Source organism: Enterococcus wangshanyuanii (assembly GCF_002197645.1).
Classification (GTDB): domain Bacteria; phylum Bacillota; class Bacilli; order Lactobacillales; family Enterococcaceae; genus Enterococcus_L; species Enterococcus_L wangshanyuanii.
Window position 1 is genome coordinate 3544696 of the sequence record NZ_CP021874.1, and the last position, 12302, is coordinate 3556997.

The following is a 12302-nucleotide window of genomic DNA, read 5'->3' on the forward strand; positions in this document are numbered from 1 at the left end:
TAATAATTTGTTGTTACTGTTATTGTGAATAATTAAATAAAAAGAGTTTTTAGATGAATAAAACGTTATTAAGTTTAATATTTATAATTCTAGCTATTACTTTAGGTGCGTGTTTATCAAATAGCAGGCTAGTTCAAACAGCACAGAAATAACGAGAAAACTTCATTAAGTGGCTCAAAATCCATGTTTTTTGACGTTAATTTTAGTCAAAAATGACAAAAATAGACTAAAAAGTGATTTTTGAATAAAAAAATGGGGTGTGGGAGATGCAGCTTAAAAATTGAAATATTTTGTGGAATGTGACACATGTATAAAATGATTAATCATGAATGGTATAATAAGTAAAAAACGAGAGGGATTTTATTATGGGGTATACTGATATCAAAGAAATGTTTCAAGATGCTAAAAATTTAGCAACTGGAGCGAATGATCTGCAATTAAAAAATGTATTGTTAGAAATTCAAACGGCAGTGTATGAACTGCAAGAAGAAAATAGAGGGTTAAGGAATAAAATACATGAGTTAGAAAACGAAAAAATTTTGGATTCGGAGTTAGAGTTTCATCAAGGCGTATATACTAGGGGAAACGAAGTGTTTTGTAATGTTTGCCGAGATAAGAATAAACAACTTTCTAGAGTTCGTTTTTCAAAGAAACACGATAATGGAACAAATGTTTATATTTGCGATGTTTGTAAGAATTGGAGATTTTCGGATATTAAAGATTAAGGAGCGACAAAAAAAGAATAGAATGCTATATTGTATTCAATGGAACCTCGCACACCTCTCTATGATGTGTCCCAAGCGGGGGCTTTTTGTATGAGAGAACAAGTTGCAAACAATTATTAAAAGAAATTAGTGTTATTTAATCGAGACCCACTAGCAGTCTTTTCTTGAGTAAAAGAGATATTATTACGTAAAACGAAAACTTTTTTACTGTTTTTACGAACAAAATTACGTATTTTTTGAACTTTTTTCAGCAAATGTATTGACTAATAGACAATATCGGTGTTATATTTGTTATGCAGAAGGGCAGTTTAGCCTAGGGATACATAGCCTCATTCCACTATTGTGGGTGGGGCTATTTCTCTACATAAAATCAAATGGAGTTCAATATGGAAAGTGAAAAAATATTTTTGACGTGGCATCAGCAAGTAGAGAAACTAGCTTCAAGAAATCTCTATTTCAGCGATAAAAACGAAAAAGAACAAGCAAAGCAAATTTTACAGAATAATTCTTACTATGCGCTTGTCAATGGATATAAAAATATACTCAATGTTGTTTGTGTCAATGGTGAAGATGATTTTCAAGGAGAATCATTTCATGATCTTAATCAGTCTTATACCTTTGATAAAGAACTATCTGCAATTATTTTCAAGTATTTACTTAGAATTGAAGATTCGATTAAAGCGATTTTCTCTTATTATTTAGGGGAACAATTCGGGCATAAAAATGTTGATTATTTATTGGAAGCTAATTACAAATCAGGAAACTATGTCAACAATGCCGGGAAATACGAAAGAGACATATTACTAGATAAACTAAATAAGATTATTTCAGAGAGTAATGCCGTTCAGATAAAGCACTACCGAGAAGAACACGGTTATGCTCCGCCTTGGGTATTAGCTAGTTCTGTATCTTTAGATACTCTGATGTACTGGTTTAAACTTTCAAGACCGACTATCAAGAAGCAAGTCGTTAAAACTTTGTTATACGATTATGAACAGTACCCATTTTCGCATATTACGAGTATTGAGGAAAACATAGAGTTATTTAGTAATATGATGACTATAGTTAAAGAGTATAGAAACAGAGCCGCACACGGCAACAGAATAATGAACCATCTTTCTAAACATAATTTGAGAATTCATTTGATTCAACTATATTCAGATAATAGAATTGAATTGTATGAAGAATATAAAAACGGATCGCTTAACAGAGACTTTTTTTCTCTTTGTGTAACTATGGTTATTATGCTTTCCAAAAGAGAAGACATGAAAAATAAATTTATTTCGGAACTACAGCTTCTGTTTAAAAACTTGGAAACAGAGAACCGTGCATTATATAAACTATTGATGTCTAACATCAAATTACCAGGCAATTTTAATGAGTTGTTAAAAGGGATCATAAATACAAAATAAAGCATCTACCTAACTAGTGTAATTATAGGTAGATGCTTTTTCTTCTCACAATGCTATTTTTTGACCTTGATTTTGACCTTGACGGCGACACCCTTCTTTAGTGTTCATCCGTCACAATATACAGAGAACGCAGGTTTACCAGATATAAAAGTGCGCATCGGTGCTTATCAGACATCAAAGCCTTAACACCGTGAAACAAAATAAGAAATTTATTTATGAGCTCAAACCCTTGTCGTATAAGGGTTTGAGCCTTTTTATTTTGTCTAAAAAAATTTTTGATGTAGCTTTTGATGTAGATTAGTTAATTTTCCATATACTTCATTAATTTATCAACAGTAGATTTCTCCATTTGCTTGGTTAAATGAGTATAAGTATCCAAAGTCATAGAAATATCTGAATGTCCAAGTCTGTTCTGGATTTCTTTTGGGCTTATCCCTGCTTCAAAAAGAATCGTGGCATGGGTATGTCTAAATCCATGACAGCCTATATTCTGAAGTACGGCTTTGTCTGCTAATCGTTTGGATCGTTGATAAACATCTGTACGATAAACCATTTCTCCAGCGTAACCAGTAAAGATAAAATCGATTTGAGTTACACCATTTGTTAGCAACAATTCACGTTGTCTCAAACGCCATTTTTTGAGGGCATACAGCGTTTTATTATCTAGGGTGATAATTCTGTTAGAACTTCTTGTTTTCGTTGTAGAGACGACAAAAGAGTCCTTAGTTTGCGACAGATTCTTATTGATATCAACTGTTTTATCCTCAAAATTGATATCTTCCCAACTTAATGCCAAAGCTTCGCCGATTCTCATTCCGGAATAAGCTAACAAACGGAAGATTGCCGCATCGAACTCAGCGTAGTATTTTTGTACTAAAGCTTTATCGCTCACTTGTAAAACTCTTTGGTCAACAGTTTTCATAAATAATTCTAGTTGTTCTTTTGAGTAATATTTAAGAGAATGTTTTTTTAGTACAACTTGTTTTGGTTTTGTTATTTTCTTGAAAGGATTAGAATCAATAATCTCCAGTGTGACAGCATGATCACACACCTTACTTACATATAACAATAATTTAGTGTACATTCCAAATTTTTTAGACCAGTCGTTAACCATCTTTTGAGCTGTTTTTAAATCTAATCGTTCAAGTTTGATAGCGCCAAAAGTAGGTAATACATATTTCTTCATACGATGATCAGTTTGTAAATAGGTCGTTTCCTTAACAGTTGTCTTGTAGACTTCAAACCATAATTCATACACTTCTTCGAGAGAAGTGACTGTTTGCTGCACCGTATCATCTGGATTTAGTAGCAACTGATTTAAAGAAGATTGTGCTTCTTTTTTAGTTTTAAATCCTCTTCGAGTTACATTGATTTGTTTACCAGTTACATAGTCTGTTTTGAGATAGGTTGTAAACATCCATAACTTATCTCCGTTTTTCTTTTTGTATTGTTTAAATGTAGCCATTTTGTTCTCCTTCTACTTGGGCAAGCAATGAGATACATGACTTTTGGCATCACTCCTTTCAAAAAGAAATAGCTATTGTTTATTATATTTTTCAAATCCTATACCTTCAGTTTCTACAACTGATTTTTTATCTAATACCCAGTCTCCAAATCCGGTTTTTTTATTTTCAAAAACTAAGTCGGCACTATATCCAGTTTCGTCTGTTGGATAACATACTTCAATGTGAGAATCACCTTCTTCTCCACCTATTACATGACTTGGTACTCCATACTTAGTGACTACACCCTCTAAGGTTAATTTACCTTCAACAAAAGATTGATAGTCTTTATAACTCATCAATTGATCACCTACCTCATGAGAATTAATAATTGTATCAATAATAAAAAAATTTTTTCTCGGCTTTGAGCTTGGTTCATTAGAATCATCAATCTTGTAATTCAAGACTTCATTTAACATATCTTGATATTTTGGACTTACTTTTATTTTAGAAATATCATTAATTTGATTTAAAATCTTAGACCTATTTGACTGATGATCAGTCCATTTAGGGTAAAAAACGCTAATATCATCACCGTATGTTTTTATAAGATAGAGTCCGTTATTAAGTTCTCTTATATATTCTTTTGAAAGAGTTGAAAAATCTACATTTTTAAAGTCTTTGTTTTCATATTTATCAATGATATTAAGCTCTGCGTCAATTCCTTTCTTAGCTTGATCTACTTTTTTATCATTCGAAGTATTATCAGTTAATTTCCATCTTGATTCAAGAGCATTAGCAATATCTTGTACAAAATCATCATCGCTTTTGTTACTGCATCCAACAATAAATAATGCCCCAAAAACAATTGCTACAAAAATTTTTTTCATTTTCTTTCCTCATTCCATAATAATCATAAACTTACTCTAATAATACTAAGGATTTTTGAACTATCACCAGAATATCGATAATTGTTTAAAGCTTGTCTAGCGATACTTGGATTAAGCATATAAAGTTTGGTCAAAAAATCAAAAATACGAACGTAAAGACCAGATTGACTTGTTTCAAACTCTAGTATTATATCTTGAAAGGTCATCCGCTTTCTAAAACATTCTTTTAGGGCTTCATCGTTAATCATAGTTAATGATGCAAATACATTAGCTCTGGCTTCTTTAGGAAAATCTTCTTCAGAATACCCATTACCTTCTAACAAGTCCGAAAAACTTTGTGATACCTTCAATTGATCCATATCAAAGTAAAAGTGTCCTAATTCATGAAGGATGGAAAATTTTTGTCTGCCAGTATTCATTAATGAATTAAAAGAAATACCATAATTATTATCAAAACGTATGATATTCCCTGATAAATATTCGGTCAACACCTCTCCAAATTGGTAGGGGATAATTTCAATATTTTCTACATCGATCGCATAATCTTTAAAATGATTCCAACGAAGGTCTTTTAATTCAATCCCATAATAGCTAGCAACTTTATCAATAATTACATATGTTTGGTCATGATATTCAAAGTAAGTGTCATAGTCTAAGTCCACAAGCGATCGTCCAATCATTTATTTTTTAGTTTGTTTTTCATATATTCATAGTAATCTCTTAGCTCTTCTTCTAATTTCTCCCTATGTTCTTCAGGAACATCTTTTGTATCAATACGAAAGAAAGTGGTAAACTCTTCTTCTCCTTTCCCCTCAATATTGGGATTGTCTGTGCGACCTAATAAGTAATCAGTAGATACATCGAAGTAATCAGCGACCTTACTTAAATTTGAACCAGTTGGCACTTTTTTCTTCCATGAATACAAAGTATTTTTTCCAAGACCAATCCGTTCTTCAAGTGTATTTACAGAAATCCCTTGTTTATCACATAGTTTTTTCAACCTATCAAATGCTGTCATATCAGTATTCCTTCCAGCCGAGAAAAATAAATTAAAACAAAGTCTACTTTTTCGTTGACAATTAAAACTAAGTATAATATACTCATCTCGTAAGCTAATTTAGTTAGCTAATTATTGACAAACAAAACCTTTAAACAAATACATTAAATCGTTGGGGAACGGTGTGAATGTTGATTTGTAGGCTTTTTATAGTCTTATTTAGCTATGTCTATATATTAAAACAAAGTCTAATTTTTGTCAACGAATTTTAGAAAATTAGCTAATTTAGTTAGCTTACAAATAATAAAGTAAGAAAGGAAGTGATTAGATGTCACAAGAATTTATCACATATGTTCGAGTCCAGTTAGCTAAACATAATAAAACTCAGGCATGGCTTGCCGATCAGATTGATATTTCTAGACCGTATATGTCGGATATCATGAAGGGGCGTAGAAGTCCTGAAAGTAAGATTCCAGAAATTAAAGCTGCACTTGAATCATTGGAAGTGATCAAGGAGGTATAACAATGAATGTAATTTTAACCGATGAAGATGCTAAATCGTTAAGACGACACATCTATGAAATTGCTGTTGAAGAATTCAAAGCTGCTAGGGAAGATGTTCATATTTCAGAGCAGCCATACAATCAAGTTGAAATTGCTGAAAAAATGAGAGTGTCTACCAAAACAATTAGAGCGTGGGAAAAATTAGGTATGCCACATGGAACAATTGGTAGTTCTAAATTTTACGATTTCATTACCGTTAAACAATGGGTATTAAAACAAAAATCATGAATCTTGGGCAAGCAATGAAAGGAATCACATGAAATCAAATTTACTACTTATAATTTCTACACTAATCTTGTTGATTATATCCATTATCTGTTTAGCAGCTGGAGAAACCTTTCAGGGGATCGGCCTTATAGCAGTGTTATGGATCGTAAGCATTTTACTAAGGATAAAGGAGGGTAGAGGCAAGTGGAAGAATTAGTTGAAATACTATCACAAGTAAGGTGGAAAGAGATAGCGATATTACTTTTAGTATGTGAAATAAATAAAAAAGAAGCCCAAATCAATTATTTAAAGGGCTCCAAAAGTGATTTATTTATCTGAAGGGAACATTGCACTTATTTCCAGTAATTGTTTTAGAGAATCAGGATTTTTTAATAGTTCAGGCATGACAGTTTTCATTAATGTAGCATCTATGTCATCTTTTGGTTTAGCATGCTTAGCAACTTGGCTGGCAATTAAGTCTATCTCTGCTTCATTTCTAATTTCAATCGCTTTAAGCAATGTATCTAGTTTGTCATTAATCTTTAATAAAGGAATATTGATTTCGCTCGAAGATTCAGTGGTTTCTATCTCTTCAAAGTCGATATTTTTTATTGTTTCATCTAATTGATTTTTAGCTGTTTCAAGAGCACGAACTTCTGTTGCATAGAAAATAGTTCTTAAATTGTATACATCGAAAGGAATACCATCACTGCCTTTTTTAATTATAGGAATCAACGGTTTTCCTAACGCATGTCTATAACCAAACTCATAGAAAACATTAGGATTATGTGTCGTCATATCAACAATTACGAGATCAGCTGATTGAAGATGATTCATAATTGTAACATCAATTTTATCAGTATCATTTACTTTATCAACTCTGATGACTTCCATACCATTTTTAGAACAAATAGGTTCAATTAAAAACTCTAATGTATCATCTGAATTTTTTCTTTCCTCAGATCCTTCTTGTCCAATGGGGGTTACAAAAAAACATTTTTTCATTTTGGGACTTCCTTTGAGTTTATTTCAGCAGACCACTTGCTGATAGATACAGTATACCAAGGTGAAAGATTTACGACAATATGAATTTAAGAAAGGGGGAACATCAATGAAACACAAATTTTTCAACGCATTAGACGAAACGCCGTTTGTTCTATTTCTAGCCGTTTTGTCAAGTCTGTGGGTAGTTGCTGGGATGATGATCATTATTCTCTGTATTTTTAACGGCACGATAAAGCTGAAAGATATTCCTATGGCTCTGTTCGTTGTTGCTACGTCACACATGTCAATTTGGATAAGTTTAGCTGTCATTGTTGCTTATGTCATTGTTCGGATGTTGGACTTTCATTCATATGTACCAAATAGAAAGAGATTAAATTAGGAGGAAATTATGACTTTAAATTTTATGAAATATCCATCATTAGTAAACCACTATGCAATAGGTAAAGAACATTGCATCGCCAATAAATTGGATGAATTATGGTATTCAACTGAAAAAATACATGTTGCTAATGCTTCAATCGTAATTAATCGAAATGGAGAACAAGGACTGGCCAAGCGAACATCACTAATTACTGATGATGATAAACAATTTTCAGCTTTAAAATTAGTGATTCCAGACACTGTATATGAATCAATTGCTAAAATCTTTGAGTATCATCCAAGTATTGATTACTTAAACGTTTATGGCGAATATTTCGGGAACGGTGTGCAAAGTATGGATTATGAAGTAAATAAAAACAAAAATAAATCTTTCAAAGTTTTCAATGTATTGGTTCACTTGATCGGGTTTCCTGCGACATCAAGGTATGTGTTTGGATATGAAAAATTAATTTATTTTTTTGAACGTGATGATTTGGTACCAATAGAAGATATTAAACCGCTGCGAGAATTTTTAAAACAGGAACCTGATGATAAGTCTTATCTTGGTGGAAATCGTGAAGGAAATGTCTACCAACCTATTAACGGCTACGAAATAAATACTCATGACGGTCTTAAATTTATTGGAGTAAAGCATAAGCTAGCTTCATTTTCCGAAAAACAAAAAAATAATAATAAACCAAATAGAACAAAAGAAATTTTTAGTATTGAAGAATTGGAGATTAGAACAGAACTTGGAGAGTACATCACTATTAATAGGGTCAAAAATGTATTGTCACATGGTGAGTATGACCTTGTTCCAAAAAATATCGGAAAGATAATGTTGGCAGTTAAAGAAGATGCCATTTGTGAATATACGAGGGAAACTACTAGGGAAGTTAATGAATCAGCCATATCACTAAAAAAATTAGTTGAAGGGTATAGTAGCCAGATTGCGAAAATGATTAAAGAACTAATCAGAGAAAGCGAGTGTGAGTAAATTGCTTAATCCAGAACAAAGAAGATTAGTAGTTGGCGCAATCAAAGACAAAGTTGATAACTATGCTGAATTACTCAGACATGAAAATGCTAAACCATTAGTTGATCAAGACATAAATTTGATTAACCAGCTTACTAAAATGTATCACGAGCACAATGAAATTTTGAATGAAGTTCAGAGAGTGGGTGTTTAATTTTGAAAATCGAATATGTACCAAAACGATTCAGAGCTGAATCTCTTCAGATGATTGAGCGAGTGAATCAAGTAATAGAAGAGTATCAGGAAAAAGGGTATGACCTGACTTTACGGCAAGTCTATTACCAATTAGTCGCTACTGATTTGATTCCGAATAGTGAGCGATCTTATAAAAATTTAGGAACACTCATCAATGATGGTCGTTTAGCTGGTGTAATTGATTGGAATTCTATTATTGATCGAACGCGAAGTATCAGAGGCTTGAGATCAGATGAGAATCCACAAGATGCAATTAGAAGAGCCTTTGCTCATTACAGGTTAGATAAGTGGAAAAATCAACCATATCATATTGAGGTATGGGTGGAAAAAGATGCCCTTGCGGGTGTGATAGGTAGCATTTGCAATGATATTGATGTCGATTACTTTTCATGTCGTGGCTACACATCTCAATCAGAAATGTGGAGAGCAGCAAGACGTTTGATGTACTACGAACAAAAAGGCAAAGAAACTGTCATATTACATTTAGGTGACCATGATCCTAGCGGCATTGATATGAGTCGAGACATCATTGAACGGCTTAACTTGTTCGGAGCTAGTCCAGAATTTAAGCGGTTAGCCCTTAACATGGACCAAATAGAAACATATAATCCACCGCCAAACCCTGCAAAACTTTCAGATAGTAGAGCAAAAGGGTATATCAGTCAGTATGGTCACTCTAGCTGGGAGTTGGATGCTCTTAAACCAGAAGTACTAAAAGCGTTAATTAATGACAACGTTGATCCGTACATCGATCAGGATTTACTTCAGGAAACAAAATTTCAAGAAAAAGAGGATATAAGCCTGATGGATGACCTACAGATTAATTGGGAAGAAGTTCAAGAATTCTTAGAGGAAAGAGGCTATGAGTAAATGAAAGTAACATTTATGAACTATGAAAGTGAAGTTGTCTTTTCAAGTTATGCTGACAACGGTAATACAGCAATTCAATTGATTGGTGCTAAAGGTACAGATTATGAAGGTGAATTGATCGCTACAGCAAGTGTAAATACAGATGTTTCGTTGGCATCAAATGCAGTCGCAATTAAAGGTTGGTCGGAAAACGAAGGTATGGAAGCAGCACTAATCAAGTCCAATGTGATTGATTCTAAAGCTACTGGATTAATTACATGCGGTTTCGTAGAAGCAAAAATTTACCAATTAACATCTGAAGCTATTCAAGAACAAATAAAACAAGAGCCTGCATCGTCTGCAAACGATACAAGCCATTAAATAAATATCATATCTTAAGAGGAGTGTAACATATGAAAGCATTAAAAGCATCAGTAAAATTTATCAATGATTTTGAAAAACAGCGTAGAACTGACAAGGACTATCACTATTTATCCTTGATTGCTGATCTACAAGAAGGTGATTTTGTCGTTGTTGAAACTAGACATGGGTATGCTGTTGCAGAATTTATCGAGTATATCGATGATTTTTCAGTAAATAGTTCATCCTACATTATTCAAAAAGTAGAGCTTGATCAAGTGTCTCATGAAAAGGAACGTCAACGAAATATCAAACGATTGAAATCTGAAATTGATGAAAAGGCAAAGGCAGCACTTCAGCGTAAGAAACTAGATGAACTAGCAGCAGAAGATAGTGAACTGAAAATCTTATTGGATAAGTTAGATGGTCTTGAAAAATAAATGAAAGTTAACCTGTTTCTACACCAAGATCAACTACTAAATGACACCTATGATTACAATCGTGTTGCTTATTATGTTGACATGGGACTTGGGAAAACCTTCATTGGTTCTGAAAAAATGTGGGAACTCAACACACCATACAATTTAGTCATTTGTCAGAAGTCAAAAATTGATGACTGGAAAGAGCATTTCGAAGAGTTTTATCCAGAGTACAAAGCGATCGTTTTTGATAAACAATCACTAGAGATTATTCCAGAAGAGTCAGTTCTAATCATTAACTATGACAAGGTATGGAGAAGACCAGAATTAACCCATTTAAGAGACTTTACAATGATGTTGGATGAATCTTCCCTAATTAAAAATGAACGCTCTAATCGCTCTAAATTCATCTTAAATCAGCTTAAACCAAATAATGTAATTTTACTTTCAGGGACTCCTGTAAGTGGGAAATATGAAGAAATAATATCTCAGGTAAATCTACTCGGCTGGAAAATCAGTCGTGACTTATTCATGAAACAGTATGTAAAGCGTGAATGGGATGATATTGATGGAGGTTGGAAGATTATTGGTTATAAGAATATTGACCGTCTAAAACGTAAATTAAGGCAGTATGGTGCGGTATTTATGAAGACGGAAGAAGTTTATGATCTGCCTGAACAAAACCATATCAACATACTAGTGAAAACAACGAAGCAGTACAAAGAGTTTTCAGCACATCACATGTGTGAATACGATGGTGAAATGTTTATTGGAGATACACCATCCAAAGCCAAATTATATCAACGTCAATTTGCTGGTCATATGAATAAGAATAAACTGATTCGTTTAAGAGAGCTTATTGAGTCTACAAGTGATCGATTAATAATCTTCTACAACTTTAAAAAAGAGTATGAAGTGATAAAACAACTATGTGATGAACTGGAACGACCTGTATCATCCGTAAATGGTGATATGCGAGATCTAGAAGCGTATGAAAGACAAAGTGACAGTATCACTCTGATTCAGTATCAGGCAGGTGCAATGGGCCTCAATTTACAGAAGTCCAATAAGATCATCTACTTTACTTTAACTGATAAGAGTGAATTATTTGAACAAAGTAAAAAACGAACACATCGAATTGGTCAAAAGCAACCTTGTTTTTATTACTATCTATTAACTAAAGGTAGTGTTGAATGGCGAATGTTGGACGTACTGAAAATGAGAAAAGATTATACTGATGAACTATTTGAATATGAGGAGATGAAGAAATGAGTAATGAATTAACTAATTTTGAAAATAAATATATGGCATCTATGGCAAATTACGCATTGTTAGATGGTCAAATCAAACAAGCAAAAGAAAAACTTGAGCAATTGAAAAGTGAATTAACTGAAGCAATGGATCAACATGATATCAAATCAATCGACAACGATTATCTAAAAATTACTCGTGTAGCTGCAAGTAGCTCAACAAGCGTCGATTTGAAAAAATTACAAAAAGAAGAAGCTAAGTTATATGGGGAACTATTAGAGGATTACCCTAAAGTAACCAAGCGAAATGCTTCATTAAGAATTGCGGTGAAATCATGAGCGCACCAGCTAGATTAAGAGTGGCGGCCAGTAGTGGTATTTATGGACTAGGATTTTCTGGAACAAGACTTAGTAGAAGTTCAATTCCTACTGAGTTAGAGGTTAATGATGTGGCGCTCATTGATCATAAAGAAAAAGTAACTGTTCTTAAAAAATATAATTGTAGCGCACTAGTTGCAGATGAAAAAGGGAATCGAACAGTGATTAATTATGATCACTTGGTGAAAGTATGAGTGAAAAAAAGAATCAAAA

General features: G+C 32.9%; 19 protein-coding genes. 14 read left to right on the forward strand and 5 right to left on the reverse strand.

Features of this window, described 5'->3' with window-relative positions; all coding sequences use genetic code 11:
* Positions 1-365: 365 nt before the first annotated feature.
* Both CC204_RS17710 and CC204_RS17715 read left to right on the forward strand, forming a co-directional pair.
* A complete protein-coding gene (locus CC204_RS17710; protein WP_088271380.1) occupies positions 366-725 on the forward strand; it encodes a hypothetical protein in 360 nt (119 codons plus the stop codon).
* 386 nt (positions 726-1111) lie between these two features.
* Positions 1112-2137 carry an Abi family protein gene (locus CC204_RS17715; protein WP_088271381.1) on the forward strand — a complete coding sequence of 342 codons (1026 nt, stop codon included), beginning with the start codon at positions 1112-1114 and terminating at the stop codon, positions 2135-2137.
* 301 nt (positions 2138-2438) lie between these two features.
* Here the strand turns inward: CC204_RS17715 and CC204_RS17720 are convergent, their stop codons facing one another.
* The 4 genes from CC204_RS17720 to CC204_RS17735 form a co-directional block, all read right to left on the reverse strand.
* The gene (locus tag CC204_RS17720) at positions 2439-3602 is read right to left on the reverse strand and encodes a site-specific integrase (protein ID WP_088271382.1); all 1164 of its coding nucleotides are present in this window, start codon (positions 3600-3602) and stop codon (positions 2439-2441) included.
* Between the two features lie 72 nt (positions 3603-3674).
* Entirely contained in the window at positions 3675-4469 is a 795-nt protein-coding gene (locus CC204_RS17725; protein ID WP_088271383.1) for a hypothetical protein, read from the reverse strand.
* A gap of 23 nt (positions 4470-4492) precedes the next feature.
* A complete protein-coding gene (locus CC204_RS17730) occupies positions 4493-5149 on the reverse strand; it encodes an ImmA/IrrE family metallo-endopeptidase (protein ID WP_088271384.1) in 657 nt (218 codons plus the stop codon).
* Positions 5146-5487, reverse strand: a complete 342-nt coding sequence (locus tag CC204_RS17735; protein ID WP_088271385.1) for a helix-turn-helix domain-containing protein — start codon at positions 5485-5487, stop codon at positions 5146-5148. Before CC204_RS17735 ends, CC204_RS17730 begins: the two co-directional genes overlap by 4 nt.
* Before the next feature lie 307 nt (positions 5488-5794).
* Between CC204_RS17735 and CC204_RS17740 the strand changes: the two genes are divergently transcribed.
* From CC204_RS17740 to CC204_RS21725, 3 genes are all read left to right on the forward strand, one after another.
* Positions 5795-5989: a helix-turn-helix domain-containing protein gene (locus tag CC204_RS17740; RefSeq protein ID WP_088271386.1), complete on the forward strand. Its 195-nt coding sequence runs from the start codon at positions 5795-5797 to the stop codon at positions 5987-5989.
* A gap of 2 nt (positions 5990-5991) precedes the next feature.
* Positions 5992-6258 (forward strand): helix-turn-helix domain-containing protein, encoded by a 267-nt coding sequence (locus CC204_RS17745; protein WP_088271387.1) that lies wholly within the window; start codon positions 5992-5994, stop codon positions 6256-6258.
* A 183-nt stretch (positions 6259-6441) separates the two neighbouring features.
* Complete coding sequence (locus CC204_RS21725; protein WP_257790120.1) at positions 6442-6576, forward strand: hypothetical protein; 135 nt, start codon at positions 6442-6444, stop codon at positions 6574-6576.
* Here CC204_RS21725 and CC204_RS17750 read toward each other — a convergent pair.
* On the reverse strand, positions 6565-7242 hold the full coding sequence (locus CC204_RS17750) for a hypothetical protein (protein ID WP_088271388.1): 678 nt from the start codon (positions 7240-7242) through the stop codon (positions 6565-6567). The genes CC204_RS21725 and CC204_RS17750 overlap by 12 nt on opposite strands.
* A gap of 106 nt (positions 7243-7348) precedes the next feature.
* On the opposite strand from CC204_RS17750, the gene CC204_RS17755 reads away from it, so the two are divergent.
* Genes CC204_RS17755 through CC204_RS17795 form a run of 9 tightly spaced genes read left to right on the forward strand, consistent with a single transcriptional unit; the run spans position 7349 to position 12283 of the window.
* Entirely contained in the window at positions 7349-7621 is a 273-nt protein-coding gene (locus tag CC204_RS17755) for a hypothetical protein (protein ID WP_088271389.1), read from the forward strand.
* Between the two features lie 9 nt (positions 7622-7630).
* Positions 7631-8599, forward strand: a complete 969-nt coding sequence (locus CC204_RS17760) for an RNA ligase family protein (protein WP_088271390.1) — start codon at positions 7631-7633, stop codon at positions 8597-8599.
* A complete protein-coding gene (locus CC204_RS17765; protein ID WP_088271391.1) occupies positions 8592-8792 on the forward strand; it encodes a hypothetical protein in 201 nt (66 codons plus the stop codon). The genes CC204_RS17760 and CC204_RS17765 overlap by 8 nt, the downstream gene beginning before the upstream one ends.
* 2 nt (positions 8793-8794) lie before the next feature.
* On the forward strand, positions 8795-9703 hold the full coding sequence (locus tag CC204_RS17770) for a hypothetical protein (RefSeq protein WP_227011195.1): 909 nt from the start codon (positions 8795-8797) through the stop codon (positions 9701-9703).
* Positions 9704-10063, forward strand: coding sequence for a hypothetical protein (locus CC204_RS17775; RefSeq protein ID WP_088271392.1), 360 nt, complete (start codon positions 9704-9706; stop codon positions 10061-10063).
* Between the two features lie 32 nt (positions 10064-10095).
* Positions 10096-10482 (forward strand): hypothetical protein, encoded by a 387-nt coding sequence (locus CC204_RS17780; RefSeq protein WP_088271393.1) that lies wholly within the window; start codon positions 10096-10098, stop codon positions 10480-10482.
* Positions 10483-11733, forward strand: coding sequence for an SNF2-related protein (locus CC204_RS17785; protein WP_088271394.1), 1251 nt, complete (start codon positions 10483-10485; stop codon positions 11731-11733).
* A complete protein-coding gene (locus CC204_RS17790) occupies positions 11730-12050 on the forward strand; it encodes a hypothetical protein (RefSeq protein WP_088271395.1) in 321 nt (106 codons plus the stop codon). Before CC204_RS17785 ends, CC204_RS17790 begins: the two co-directional genes overlap by 4 nt.
* A complete protein-coding gene (locus tag CC204_RS17795) occupies positions 12047-12283 on the forward strand; it encodes a hypothetical protein (protein WP_088271396.1) in 237 nt (78 codons plus the stop codon). The genes CC204_RS17790 and CC204_RS17795 overlap by 4 nt, the downstream gene beginning before the upstream one ends.
* Positions 12284-12302 lie beyond the last annotated feature (19 nt).